Source organism: Candidimonas nitroreducens (assembly GCF_002209565.1).
GTDB classification, from domain to species: domain Bacteria; phylum Pseudomonadota; class Gammaproteobacteria; order Burkholderiales; family Burkholderiaceae_B; genus Candidimonas; species Candidimonas nitroreducens.
The window spans coordinates 342,683-354,857 of sequence record NZ_NJIH01000007.1; the positions used below are offsets into that span (position 1 = coordinate 342,683).

The 12,175-nt window shown below is 66.8% G+C and carries 12 protein-coding genes; 7 read left to right on the plus strand and 5 right to left on the minus strand.

The window, feature by feature from the left end; genetic code table 11:
- Nucleotides 1-111: 111 nt before the first annotated feature.
- From CEY11_RS13655 to apaG, 5 genes are all read right to left on the minus strand, one after another.
- Complete coding sequence (locus CEY11_RS13655; protein ID WP_088603951.1) at nucleotides 112-537, minus strand: organic hydroperoxide resistance protein; 426 nt, start codon at nucleotides 535-537, stop codon at nucleotides 112-114.
- A 261-nt stretch (nucleotides 538-798) separates the two neighbouring features.
- Nucleotides 799-1,770, minus strand: a complete 972-nt coding sequence (locus CEY11_RS13660) for a DsbC family protein (protein ID WP_269845284.1) — start codon at nucleotides 1,768-1,770, stop codon at nucleotides 799-801.
- A gap of 68 nt (nucleotides 1,771-1,838) precedes the next feature.
- Nucleotides 1,839-3,011, minus strand: coding sequence for an FAD-dependent monooxygenase (locus tag CEY11_RS13665; RefSeq protein WP_088603952.1), 1,173 nt, complete (start codon nucleotides 3,009-3,011; stop codon nucleotides 1,839-1,841).
- Nucleotides 3,008-4,288: a murein transglycosylase A gene (gene mltA / locus CEY11_RS13670; protein WP_088603953.1), complete on the minus strand. Its 1,281-nt coding sequence runs from the start codon at nucleotides 4,286-4,288 to the stop codon at nucleotides 3,008-3,010. Before mltA ends, CEY11_RS13665 begins: the two co-directional genes overlap by 4 nt.
- A 77-nt stretch (nucleotides 4,289-4,365) precedes the next feature.
- Nucleotides 4,366-4,740 (minus strand): Co2+/Mg2+ efflux protein ApaG, encoded by a 375-nt coding sequence (apaG, locus tag CEY11_RS13675; RefSeq protein ID WP_088604037.1) that lies wholly within the window; start codon nucleotides 4,738-4,740, stop codon nucleotides 4,366-4,368.
- 167 nt (nucleotides 4,741-4,907) lie between these two features.
- Here apaG and rpe point away from each other — a divergent pair, with 167 nt between their 5' ends.
- The 7 genes from rpe (at nucleotide 4,908) to CEY11_RS13715 (ending at nucleotide 12,156) form a co-directional block, all read left to right on the plus strand.
- Nucleotides 4,908-5,606 (plus strand): ribulose-phosphate 3-epimerase, encoded by a 699-nt coding sequence (gene rpe, locus CEY11_RS13680; RefSeq protein ID WP_088604038.1) that lies wholly within the window; start codon nucleotides 4,908-4,910, stop codon nucleotides 5,604-5,606.
- A 126-nt stretch (nucleotides 5,607-5,732) separates the two neighbouring features.
- Nucleotides 5,733-6,410 (plus strand): phosphoglycolate phosphatase, encoded by a 678-nt coding sequence (locus CEY11_RS13685; RefSeq protein WP_088603954.1) that lies wholly within the window; start codon nucleotides 5,733-5,735, stop codon nucleotides 6,408-6,410.
- A 314-nt stretch (nucleotides 6,411-6,724) separates the two neighbouring features.
- Entirely contained in the window at nucleotides 6,725-8,245 is a 1,521-nt protein-coding gene (gene trpE, locus CEY11_RS13690) for an anthranilate synthase component I (protein WP_088603955.1), read from the plus strand.
- Between the two features lie 204 nt (nucleotides 8,246-8,449).
- On the plus strand, nucleotides 8,450-9,382 hold the full coding sequence (locus tag CEY11_RS13700) for a hydroxyacid dehydrogenase (RefSeq protein ID WP_088603957.1): 933 nt from the start codon (nucleotides 8,450-8,452) through the stop codon (nucleotides 9,380-9,382).
- 12 nt (nucleotides 9,383-9,394) lie between these two features.
- Complete coding sequence (locus tag CEY11_RS13705) at nucleotides 9,395-10,198, plus strand: HpcH/HpaI aldolase family protein (protein WP_088603958.1); 804 nt, start codon at nucleotides 9,395-9,397, stop codon at nucleotides 10,196-10,198.
- A gap of 8 nt (nucleotides 10,199-10,206) precedes the next feature.
- Complete coding sequence (locus CEY11_RS13710; RefSeq protein WP_088604039.1) at nucleotides 10,207-11,124, plus strand: amidohydrolase family protein; 918 nt, start codon at nucleotides 10,207-10,209, stop codon at nucleotides 11,122-11,124.
- Nucleotides 11,125-11,169: 45 nt separating this feature from the next.
- The gene (locus CEY11_RS13715) at nucleotides 11,170-12,156 is read left to right on the plus strand and encodes a Bug family tripartite tricarboxylate transporter substrate binding protein (protein WP_158215313.1); all 987 of its coding nucleotides are present in this window, start codon (nucleotides 11,170-11,172) and stop codon (nucleotides 12,154-12,156) included.
- Nucleotides 12,157-12,175: the final 19 nt, after the last annotated feature.

A 12,175-nucleotide genomic window follows, 5' to 3' on the forward strand; every position in this document is an offset into this window, starting at 1 on the left:
AGAGGGCTCCATGGTGGGTTGCGAAACGCCGCGTCAGCGCCATGCGCAGGCAGCCTTCGGCGCAAGGCGCAGTGTATACCCGAAGCCGGCGCGACCGGCAGCGCGGCGGCGCTAGACCAGGGTGAGGGTCACGTTGATATTGCCGCGGGTGGCGTTGGAATACGGGCAGACGATGTGCGCCCTGTCGACCAGTACCTGGGCCTGGTCGCGGGGCAGGCCGGGCAGCGAGATGCGCAGCTCGACCTCGATGCCGAAGCCCGTAGGGATCGGCCCGATGCCGACGATGCCGTTGACCGATACGTCGGCCGGAATGCTGAGCTTGTCGCGCTGGGCCACGAATTTCATGGCGCCCAGAAAGCAAGCCGAATAGCCTACGGCGAACAGTTGTTCCGGATTGGTGCCCTTGCCGCCGGCTCCGCCCAATTCACTCGGGGTGGCGAGTGTGACGTCGAGGACGCCGTCGGACGTGACGCCGCGGCCGTCGCGGCCTCCCGTCGCGGTGGCATTGGCGCGATACAGTACTTTTTCTACTGGCATGAGAGTGCTCCTTCAAAGGATCGAAACCGCGGCCAGGGCCTGCGCCAGCGGCGTGGGAAACCGGCATGGCCGGCTCAGGACGAGCCTTCCAATATAAAGAATCCGCTCGCGCCTGGAGCGAATAACAACATCGCAAGACGGGCAATTGCGCGGGTACCCGGGGCGCGGCTTGCGCAGCCCTGCAGGCAATAACGCCGCATGGCGGCGCGCCCGGCTGTCACTTCAGCCCGCGGGGCCGGCCCGCCGCCTTCATTCAAGCCCTTATTTCAGGCTGGCAAGCTTTTGCTGCAGCTCTCTGAGCGGCAAGGCGCCACTCACGCGAGTGCCGTCAGAGAATATGATGGCCGGAGTGCCCTGCACCATGAGCTTCCTGCCCAGGGCCAGCACCTGCTCGACGGGCGTATCGCACTGGGCGCTGGGCGGCTTCTTGCCGTCGACCATCCACGACTTCCAGACCGCGGCCGGATCCTTCGCGCACCAGACGTCGCGGGCCTTGACCACCGAGTCGGGCGTCAGGATGGGAAACAGGAAGGTGTAGACGGTGACATTGTCCACGCTTTCGAGCGTATGGTGCAGGCGCTTGCAGAACCCGCAATTGGGGTCTTCGAAGACCGCCATCTTGCGCGCGCCATTGCCGCGCACCTGCTTGACGGCCAGGTTCAGCGGCAGCGTGTCGAACGCCACTTCCGACAGCTTGGCCAGCCGCGCGGAAGTCAGGTCGGTGCGCGACTGGGCGTCGATGAGCGAGCCCTGCAGCAGATAGTCGACCTTGGCGTCGGTATAGACCAGGTTGGCGCCGATCTGCACCTCGTACAAGCCCGGGAAAGGGGTAGCGGCGACGGCAGTGGCCTGGATCTCGGGATAGCGTTGCTCGAACCTTTTCTTGATGGCGTCGAGTTGGCCCTGGCCCTGCGAGCCTGGCATCGACTCGGCGTTGCCGTCCGAGGGCGGGCTGGACATGGCAAGCCGCCCCGGCTCGGCCTGCGCCGACGAGGAAGCCTGATCCGACGAGGAAACCTGCGCCGACGGGGCAGGCTGCGCCGCGGAGCCTGGCTCGGCCGCTGCGCCAGCGGCCGCGGCCACGGAAGCAGCCGGAGCCGAAGCGGCGGCGCCCTGTAGCGAAGCGGCCGCGTCCTGTGCCGAAGCGGCGGCCTCCTGTGCGCAGGCCTGGCCGGCAAGTATCAAACCGGCACACGACCATGCCGCCAGCCCCGCCATGAAACGCTTGTTCATAAAACCTCACTCCTGACTTCTGGCCGCCGCCCCCGCATCGAGCCTGCGGGGCGGCTTGTGTATTTATATCAATGATCCGAAGCGCCCGCGATCAAGAACCGCTTGACCAAAGGCGCGCTGTCAACCAAGCGCATGCCGGCGTTGCGCGCCCAAGCCCACGGGGACGAGGTCGCGGCAAAGAGGCTGTGCAGCCCGTCGGTGGCCAGCCGCATGGCCAGCACCGGCTCGGCGCGCATGCGGCGATAGCGCTGCAAAACCCGTAGATCGCCGACGCCGCGGTAAGACTCTTTTTCTTCCAGCACCTGCAATAGCGCGCGCACATCGCCCAAGCCCAGGTTCAGGCCCTGGCCGGCCAGCGGATGCACGCGATGCGCCGCATCGCCCACCAGCGCCACGCCAGGCGCAATCATAGCGCTGTGCTCCATGAACAAAGGAAAGCCGAGCAGCGCACTGCGCACCCGCAGGCGCCCCAGGCGTGCGGCGCTGGCAGCCTGCAGCCGGGCTTCCAGTGCCGCGGCGCGCTGCGCCTGCGGCAGCTCTTGCAGGCTTTGCGCAAGCGCCGACGGCATCGACCATACCATGGAAACCTGGTGTCCGTCGGCGGTATCGGGCAAGGGCAGCAGCGCCAGCACGCCATCAGCGTTGAACCACTGCATGGCCATGTGCTGGTGCGGGTATTCGGCGTCGAGATGGGCCACCAGGCCGACGTCGCCGTAGGGCTTGCCCGCTTTGTGGATGCCTGCGGCTTCGCGCAAGGCGGAAGCCGCGCCGTCTGCCCCCACGAACAAGTCGGCGGCCAGCGCGCGCCCCGCGGTGGTGGCGAGCACGCCGCCCTGCAGGCCCTGCAGGGTATCGTCATGCCAGCTTATGCCATATACGCGCACCGCCTGCTGCAGCGCGCGCTCGAGTTCGCTGGACTCGACGATCCAGGCCAGCGTGGGCTGCGCGGCCTGCCAGGCATGCAGGGTTACCTGGCCGTCGGCGTCGCCATGCACTTCCATGGTTTCGACCGGCGTCACGCGGCCGGCATCGAGCATGGGCCAGACCCCGAGGCGTTCCAGGAACTGCTGGCTGGCCGGCGAAATGGCATAGACGCGCGGACAATACTCGTCGCGCGCCGCCGCCGGCACGGGGCGCTGCGGCCCCAGCAGCGAGACGCCGAACCCGGACTTGGCCAGGCCGAGCGCCGCGGCCAAACCCACGATGCCGCTGCCGCATACGATTATGGTTTCGCGCTTCATCTTGCCGTAGGGGCTCCGGCCTGCTTGGGCCACAGCAGCCACATTTCTCCGCGTTGCTTCATGCGGCCGGCGCGCGCGCCGGCCTCGTCACCGAAACCCCAATAATAGTCCGCCCGGCCCGCGCCGCGGATCGCGGCGCCGGTGTCCTGGGCAAACACCAGGCGATCCAGCTTCTGGGCCGTGCCCGGGTAGGTAGTGGCCAGCATGACCGGCGTACCCAGCGGCACGAAACTGGCGTCCACCGCAATGGCCCGGCCGCCGATCAGCGGCAGGCCATAAGAGCCGCGCGGCCCGAGCTGCGGGTCATGGATGGCCTCTTCGCGAAAGAACACCATGGCCGGGTCGGCGTTGAGCATTTCCTGCACGCGCTGCGGATGCTGGCGCGCCCAGGCCTTGATATTCTGCATCGACGCCTGGGCCAGCGTCAGCTGTCCATGATCGGCCAGCCACTTGCCGATAGAGGCATAGGGCCGGCCGTTGTGATCCGCGTAGGCCAGGCGTATGGTCTGGCCGGAAGGCAGCAAGGCGCGGCCCGAACCCTGCACGGTCAGGAAGAAAGCCTCGACGGGGTCGTCGACCCAGACGATGACCGGCGGCTGCTTGGGCGAGGCGGCGATCTGCGCCCGGGTGTCGTAGGGCACGACGCGCTTGCCCACCAGCTTGCCGCGCACACGCTTGCCGGCCAGCTCGGGATAAACGGCGCCCAGGTCTATGGTAAGCAGGTCGTCGGGCGGCGCGTACAGCGGCCACTGGTAGCGGCCGCCGCGCGTGCGCGAGGCATGCACCAGGGGCTCGTAATAGCCCGTAACAGTGTTGGCCGCGGGCCGGCCGGCGGCATCCAGCAGGCGCCAGGGACGCAGCTGGCTCTCTAGAAAACGGCGCACCGCGCCGCTGTCGGCCGTGCCCGGCTGCAGGCCCGAATTCGCCGCGGCCGCACAGACCGGCTGCCAGGCGCGCGGCGTGGCGCGGGCGGGCAGGCTGAGCGAGCCCGATACCGGGCGCATCAAGCCCTTGCAATTATTGATGAAGGCTTTCCAGACATCGGCCAGATTATCGTCATGCCAGCCGGGTACGGCCGACCAGGCCACCGCCTGGAAACGCCCCGCCAGCGGACGCGGCGTGGTCGCCGGCAGTGCGGACAGATCGGGCACCCGCAAGGGCTGCTCGGCCAGGCCTGGCTGGGCGCCGGCCGGCGACTGCGGGGTTTCTTCGACCGGCACGGTGCTACAAGCCGCAAGTACGGCAAGCAATACGCTGGACAGCAGAACTCTTTTCATGGATGAGGCATGCAAGGGGAAAGATGAAACGAGCGGCCGCACATCGAGACCAGAACCCGCTGCGGAACGGCGGCGGCTCAGTGCAGGGTGCGCGGCATGGCCAGGACGAACTCGCCGATCGGCACCTCGAACGGCACGCCGTTCTCGCCCACGCAGTGATACTCGCCGCGCATCGTGCCTATGGGAGTAGGCAGCGGGCAGCCGCTGGTGTATTCGAAGCTTTCGCCCGGAGCCAGCAAGGGCTGCTGGCCCACTACCCCCAGGCCGCGCACTTCTTGCACGTTCTGCCGGCCATCGGTGATGATCCAGTGGCGGCTGATGACCTGCGCGGCGTGTTCGCCCTGATTGGTGATGCGCACCGTGTAGGCGAACACGTACTGCTGTTCGTCGGGCTCGGATTGATCCGGCAGGTATTGAGGCGTCACAGTGACGGTCAGATCGTAAGGTTTCACGAACAGCTTCCGAAAGTAGAGATCAGATCGGGTCGGCCCCGCCAAGCCCGGCATCGCCGCACGTAGCCACGCCGGGCGTCGCTACGCCGGGCGTCGCCACGCTACCCACTACAATAGACATGTTCCGCACGCATTCCCGCCTTGCCAGCCCCAGCCAGTTTACGCCCATGACCGCAACCACCACACGCATCGCCCCCAGCATCCTGGCGGCCGACTTCGCCCGTCTGGGCGAGGAAGTCCGCAACGTCGTCGCCGCCGGCGCCGACTGGATACATTTCGATGTGATGGACAACCATTTCGTTCCCAACCTGAGCATCGGCCCGGCCGTATGCGCGGCGCTGCGCCCGCACACCACCGCACCCATAGACGTGCACCTGATGGTGGAGCCGGTCGACGACATTATCCCGCAATTCGCCGAGGCGGGCGCCGACATCATCACCTTCCACCCCGAGGCCACGCGCCACCCCGACCGCAGCCTGGCGCTGATCCGCGACCACGGCTGCAAGGCCGGCCTGGTATTCAGCCCGGCCACCTCGCTGGACTGGATGGATTATGTCATGGACAAGCTGGATGTGGTGCTGGTGATGTCGGTCAACCCCGGCTTCGGCGGGCAGCGCTTCATTCCTTCGGCGCTGACCAAGCTCGCACACGCCCGGCGCCGCATCGATGCCTGGCAACAAGATGGCGGCCAGCCTATCGCGCTGGAAATCGACGGCGGCGTGAAAATCGACAATATCGCCTCCATCCGCGCCGCCGGCGCCGACACCTTCGTGGCCGGTTCGGCCATTTTCGGCCACCCCGACTACGCCAGCATCATCGCCGCCATGCGCGCCGAAATACTGAAGGCAGAGTCCCTTACAACATAAAGAACATAAAGCGCCCCCGTCCAGGCCCCGCCGGACAGGCCAAGCAAGCAGTTGCCGCAACTGGCGCGCCGACCCTGCGCCGCAAGCCCCCAACCGCCTCGCAATCCCTTACGAACCAAGATCGCCATGCCTTTTGCCGCCGCCTTGCTGGATCTGGATGGAACCCTGCTGAACACGATTCCCGACCTGGCCGATGCCTCCAATGCCATGCTGGCCGAGCTGGGCCTGGAAGAGCTGCCGCAAGAACAGGTCGCGACCTATGTCGGCAAGGGCACGCCGCATCTGGTGGCCCGCTTGCTGCAAGAAAGAGATACCGAGGCCGGCCGGGCCGACCCGCAGGCGCGGTTCCAGCAGGCGCTGGCCGCGTTCCTGCGCCATTACCACGCATGCAACGGCCGCCGGGCCGTCCTGTATCCCGGCGTGGTGGAAGGCTTGCAGGCCATGCGCGCGCAAGGCATGAAACTGGCCATCGTCACCAACAAGCCCACCGAGTTCACCCCGCCCCTGCTGCGCATGAAGGGGCTGGATGCGTATTTCGACCACGTCGTGTGCGGCGATACTTGCGCAGAAAAAAAGCCACACCCGATGCCGCTGCTGCATGCCTGCGAGCTGCTGGGCGTGCAAACCGCACAGGCCCTGGCCATCGGCGATTCGCTCAATGACGCTCAGGCGGCGCGCGCCGCGGGCGTGCACGTGCTGGCCGTACCGTATGGCTACAACGAAGGCGCAAGTGTGCACGATCTGGATGTGGATGCTATAGTGTCGTCCATCGAAGACGCGGCCCGCTGGGCCGGCGAGCACTGACAGCGCCCAGGCGCAACAGGCCGCCCGCAGCAGTCAATCCATACCGCTACACAAGCCCGGCACGCCCGACAAAGAAAGACCTGCATTCCATGCCCGCAAGCACGACTTATTACTCCGTTCCCGGCGCCTATTGGCGCTGGTGGCGTTCGTGCACCGGGCGGCGGTAACCCTTTTCCGGCCAGCGAGACTGCGTACTCCTGAGCCGACAGCAACACCTGACGATACCCAGCCCGGAACCTTCATAGGCCGGGCTTTTTTGTTTCTGTCCGGCCTTGTGCCAACAACAAACCCACGCAGCCCCAAACGAGAACCCCATGACAGAAATCGAATTCCAAGCCCTTGCCGCACAAGGCTACAACCGCATCCCCCTGATCGCGGAGACCTACGCCGACCTGGACACCCCGCTGGCCATTTACCTGAAGCTCGCCCACTCGGGGCCCGAAGGCGGACGCAACACCTGCTTGCTGGAATCGGTGGTGGGCGGCGAACGCTTCGGGCGCTATTCCTTCATCGGCCTGCCCGCCAAAACCGTCATCCGTTCCACGGGCGACCAGACCGAAGTGCTGCACGAAGGCAAGGTCGTGGAAACCCATAGCGGCGACCCGCTGGCCTTCATCGAAAGCTACCAGCAGCGCTTCAAGGTGGCGATCCGGCCCGGCATGCCGCGCTTCGCCGGCGGGCTGGCCGGCTACTTCGGCTACGACACGGTGCGCCACATGGAACCGCGCCTGGGGCCGGCCGTCAAGCCGTTTCCCGCCGGCCAGGAAGGCGGCACGCCCGACATCATGCTGCTGCACGTCGACGAACTGGCCATCGTCGACAACCTGGCCGGGCGCACCTACCTCATCGTCTACGCCGACCCGCGCCAGCCCGAGAGCTATGCGCGAGCCAAGCGGCGCCTGAAAGACCTGCGCGAAAAGCTGCGCACCCCGGTCGTCATCCCCTACGCCTATGCCAGCATGCAGACCGAAGCGCGGCGCGACTTCAAGAAAGAAGACTACATTGCCGCGGTGCTACGGGCCAAGGAATACATCGCCGCCGGCGACCTGATGCAGGTGCAGGTCGGCCAGGTCATCGCCAAGCCCTACCGCGACTCGCCGCTGTCGCTGTACCGCTCGCTGCGCTCGCTGAACCCCTCGCCCTATATGTACTACTGGAATTTCGACAACTTCCACGTGGTGGGCTCCTCGCCCGAGATCCTGGTGCGCCAGGACGTGGTGGAAAAAGACGGCGAGCGGCAGTCCGAGATCACCATCCGGCCCCTGGCCGGCACCCGCAAGCGCGGCGCCACGCCCGAAGAAGACGCGCGCCTGGCCGAAGAGCTGATGGCCGACCCGAAAGAACGCGCCGAGCACGTCATGCTGATCGACCTGGCGCGCAACGACGTGGGCCGCGTGGCCCGCACCGGCACGGTCGAGGTCACCGACACCATGGTGATCGAACGCTATTCACACGTGATGCACCTGGTGTCCAACGTCAGCGGCACGCTCAATGCAGACATGAGCAATATGGACGTGCTGCGTGCCGCCTTCCCCGCCGGCACGCTCACGGGCGCGCCCAAGGTGCGCGCCATGGAAATCATCGACGAACTGGAACCGGTGCGCCGCGGCATCTACGGCGGCGCCGCCGGCTACCTGAGCTACGGCGGCGAGATGGACGTGGCCATCGCCATACGCACCGGCATCATCAAGGACGGCATGCTGTACGTGCAGGCCGCAGCCGGCATCGTCGCCGATTCCGACCCCGAAAAGGAATGGCTGGAAACCGAGGCCAAGGCCCGCGCCGTGCTGCGTGCCGCCGAGCAGGTGCAGTTCGGGCTGGACGAGCCTATCTGAGCTTCCTCGTCATGCGCTGCCGGGCCTGCCGCCGCCGCGGCAGCCCGGTCTGCGCCGATGCGACGCGGCGGCCCCCACCATAAAGAAAGCTTATGATCTTCTTATAAAATACGATTTGCCACTTATTACCGCCCCTGTTGATAATCCCCACAGGCTCGGGCGGCGCATCGGCGTCCATCGCACGGGCCGCAACCGGATGGAACGATGAAAATCTACGTACTGGATGCCTTCCAGGAGGCAGGGATCGAACTGGCGCGGCAACACGCCGAAGTGATGTGCTGGCCGGATCCCCGAATCAAGAACTGGCCCGAGGACGCCGACGCGGTGATGGTGCGCATGACGCCCATCACCGCCGAGCAGCTGGCCCGGGCCAAGCACGTCAAGCTGATCTGCAAGCAAGGGGTGGGGTACGACACCATAGACATCGAGGCGGCCAAGCGCCACGGCATCGCCGTCAGCCGCACCCCGGGGGTCAACAGCGACGCCGTGGCCGAGATGGCCATGGCGCTGGCGCTGGCCGTCACGCGCCGCGTGGCGCGCTTCGACCGCATGCTGCGGGCCGGCGAGGAAATCGTACGGCCGCGCCACCTGGGCGTCGAAATGACGGACAAGACGGTGGGCATCGTCGGCATGGGCAATATCGGTACGGCGGCGATGCGCAAGTGGGTCGGCGCCTTCAACGCCCGCATCATCGCCTACGACCCCTATGTGCCCGCCGACCGCTGGGCCGATACCCCGCACGTGCGCGCCTCCAGCCTGCGCGAAGTGCTGACCCAGGCCGACCTGCTGACGCTGCACGTGCCGCTTACCGACGAAACCCGCCACATGATAGGCCGCGACGAACTGGCGCTGATGAAAAGCGACGCCGTGCTCGTCAACGCCTCGCGCGGCGGCATCGTCGACGAACAGGCTTTGTTCGATTCGCTGTCGGCCGGCCATTTGTTCGGCGCCGGCCTGGACGTGTTCGAGGTCGAGCCGCCGCCGCCCGACCACCCGCTGCTGTCCCTGCCCAACGTGGTCGCCACCCCCCACGCCGCCGGCGGCACGTCCGACACGCAGGTGCGCAGCTCACTGCGGGTCGCCACCCAGGTTCTGGATGCGCTGGCCGGCAAGGAAATCGTCAACCGGGTAGCATGAGGAAAGCAAAAAATGCCTAGATCAGCACAAGACATCCTGCGCAACAACGTACGCGACAAGCTCGACCGCGGCGGAGTCGTCGCATCCATCACCGTGCGCCTGACGCGCGGCATAGAAATCGCGCGCATCGCCAAGACGGCCGGCTTCGACACGCTGTACATCGACATGGAGCACAACAGCTTCTCGATGGACACCACGGGGCAGATCTGCATGGCGGCGCTGGCGCTGGACATCGCCCCGTTCGTGCGCGTGCCGGCCAATACGCCCGAGTGGATCTCGCGGGTACTGGACGCGGGCGCCCTGGGCGTGATCGCGCCCCACGTCGGCTCGGCCGAGGAAGCGCGCGCCGTGGTCGCGGCCGCCAAATTCGCGCCGCTGGGCGAGCGCTCTGCGGCGGGCGGGCTGCCGCAGCTCGAATACCGCGCCTTTCCGGCATCGGAATCCTACCCTGTCATGAACCGCGCCACCATGGTCATCGTGCAGTTCGAGACCGTGGCGGCGCTGGAACGAGCCGAAGAGATCCTGGCCGTGGACGGCGTCGACATGGTGATGATAGGCACCAACGACTTGACCGCCGACATGGGCATTGCCGGCCAGTATGATCATCCGCGAGTACGCGAGGCCTACCAGCGCAGCATCGATATCTGCCGGCGCCTTGGCAAGCATTGCGGGGTGGGCGGCCTGTCGTCGCGGCCCGACCTGGTCGCCGAATTCGTCAAAATGGGCGCACGCTACGTGTCCACGGGCACGGACGCGGCGTTCCTGCTGCAGGCCTGCACCGCCAAGGCGAAACAAGTGCTCGATCTCGAACCTTGAAAGCCGCCATGCCCGCTTCCACCCACACCGCACCCCATAGCCTGCTGGGCGTCACGCACCAGGCCGTCGACTTCGATGTCCCCGCGCTGGCCTGCGACTGCCACACGCATGTCTTCGGCCCCGCGCACCTCTACCCCTACGCCGCCAAGCGCAGATACACCCCGGCCGAGGCCCCGCTGACCGACCTGCAGGCACTGCACCGGCACCTGGGTATCGGGCGGGTGGTCATCGTGCAGCCCAGCCCCTACGGCACCGACAACTCCGTTACGCTCGACGCCCTGCGCCAGTTGCAAGGCCGCGGCCGTGCGGTGGCGGTCATCGACGAGCACACCGGCGACGACGAACTGGCGCGCATGCACGAGGCCGGCGTGCGCGGCATACGCCTGAACCTGGAAACCGAGGGCATCAGCGATCCGGCCTACGCGCGGCGCCAATTGCAATGGGCGGCCCGACGGGTCGGGCCGCTGGGCTGGCACGTGCAGATATTCACCAACCCCGCCGTGCTGGCGGCGGCGGCGGACACCATCGCGGGCTTGGGCGTCGCGGTAGTGGTCGACCACTTCGGGCGAACCTCGATGGATGCCGGCAGCGGCCGGCCCGGCCTGCAGGCGCTGCTCGAACTGCTGCGTTCGGGCGCGGCCTGGGTGAAGCTGTCGGCCCCCTACCGCCTGCCTGGCGGCCCCGACAGCCCGCAAGTCAGCGAACTCGCCCGCGCACTGATCGAAGCCAATCCGGATCACATGCTGTGGGGCAGCGACTGGCCGCATCCCGGCGGCGCACGCAACGGCCCGGTGGACGCCATCGAGCCTTTCCAGTCCATCGACGACGGTCATGCGCTCAATCGCTTCGCCGCATGGGTGCCGGATCGCGCCTTGCGCGAAAAAATACTGGTTCACAACCCGGCGCGCCTGTACGACTACCGTTGAACCAAGCAGCGCGTAGCGCGGCAGGCAGCCATGACGGAGACAACAATGGATGAATGCATCAGGATCCCGCGCAGGCAATTCAACCTTGCCCTGGCTGGCACGCTGGGGCTGGCGCTGCCCCTGGGCGCCAGGGCGCAGCAGAAAATCCCCGACAGGCCCATCATGCTGACGGTGCCTTTCGCCCCCGGCGGCAGCAACGACATCATGGGGCGCGCCATCGCCGAGCGCCTGTCGACGCGCTTCGGCCATAACGTAGTGGTGGAAAACCGGCCCGGCGCCGGCAGCGTGGTGGGCGCCGAGCACGTCGCCAGGTCGCGGCCCGACGGCACCAACCTGCTGCTGATATCGGCCGCCTTCACCATGACGCCGGCCGTCACCGCGCTTAGCTACGACCCGCTCAAATCCTTCGTGCCCGTGGCCATGCTGGCCATGGGGCCCAGCGTGATCGCCGTCACCTCGAGCTTTCCGGCCAATACGGTGCAAGAGCTGATCGACTATTCCCACAAGCACCCGGGCAAGGTGTTCTTCGGTTCGGCGGGGGTGGCCAGCTTCCAGCATTTCGCCATCGAGCTGTTCAAGATGAAATCCGGCGCCGACTTGACCGTCGTACAGTACAAGGGCGGCGGGCCCGCCCTGCTCGACCTGGTGGCCGGCAATGTGCAGGTGTCGCTGGGCAGCCTGATACAGATGCGGCCCTTCCTGGAGTCCGGCAAGATCAAGCTGCTGGCCATCGCCGGCCCCAAGCGCGTCGCCTTCCTGCCCAAGATACCCACGCTGAAAGAAGCCGGCATCGACATCGACATGCGCAACTGGTGGGCGCTGCTGGCGCCCACCGGCACACCGGACAGCATCGTCCAGCAGTTCCACGACGAGGTCAATGTCGTGCTCAAGAACCCCAAGGTCGAACAGCGCTTCGCCGCGGAAGGCGCCGACACCATGCCCATGAGCCGCGAACAGTTGGCCGCCTTCCTCAAGGAGCAGCTGGCGAAATGGGCCGAAGTCGCCGCCAAGACCGGCATCAAGAAGAACTGATGCCGGCGGCCGGCGCCTC

Excerpts from the sequence above, each read along its gene's own strand:
- CEY11_RS13715 (WP_158215313.1), top strand. The coding sequence starts at position 11,170 with ATGGATGAATGCATCAGGATCCCGCGCAGGCAATTCAACCTTGCCCTG.
- CEY11_RS13655 (WP_088603951.1), bottom strand. The coding sequence starts at position 537 with ATGCCAGTAGAAAAAGTACTGTATCGCGCCAATGCCACCGCGACGGGA.
- CEY11_RS13685 (WP_088603954.1), top strand. The coding sequence starts at position 5,733 with ATGCCTTTTGCCGCCGCCTTGCTGGATCTGGATGGAACCCTGCTGAAC.
- mltA (WP_088603953.1), bottom strand. The coding sequence starts at position 4,288 with ATGAAAAGAGTTCTGCTGTCCAGCGTATTGCTTGCCGTACTTGCGGCT.
- CEY11_RS13710 (WP_088604039.1), top strand. The coding sequence starts at position 10,207 with ATGCCCGCTTCCACCCACACCGCACCCCATAGCCTGCTGGGCGTCACG.
- CEY11_RS13665 (WP_088603952.1), bottom strand. The coding sequence starts at position 3,011 with ATGAAGCGCGAAACCATAATCGTATGCGGCAGCGGCATCGTGGGTTTG.
- trpE (WP_088603955.1), top strand. The coding sequence starts at position 6,725 with ATGACAGAAATCGAATTCCAAGCCCTTGCCGCACAAGGCTACAACCGC.
- CEY11_RS13660 (WP_269845284.1), bottom strand. The coding sequence starts at position 1,770 with ATGAACAAGCGTTTCATGGCGGGGCTGGCGGCATGGTCGTGTGCCGGT.
- CEY11_RS13700 (WP_088603957.1), top strand. The coding sequence starts at position 8,450 with ATGAAAATCTACGTACTGGATGCCTTCCAGGAGGCAGGGATCGAACTG.
- rpe (WP_088604038.1), top strand. The coding sequence starts at position 4,908 with ATGACCGCAACCACCACACGCATCGCCCCCAGCATCCTGGCGGCCGAC.
- CEY11_RS13705 (WP_088603958.1), top strand. The coding sequence starts at position 9,395 with ATGCCTAGATCAGCACAAGACATCCTGCGCAACAACGTACGCGACAAG.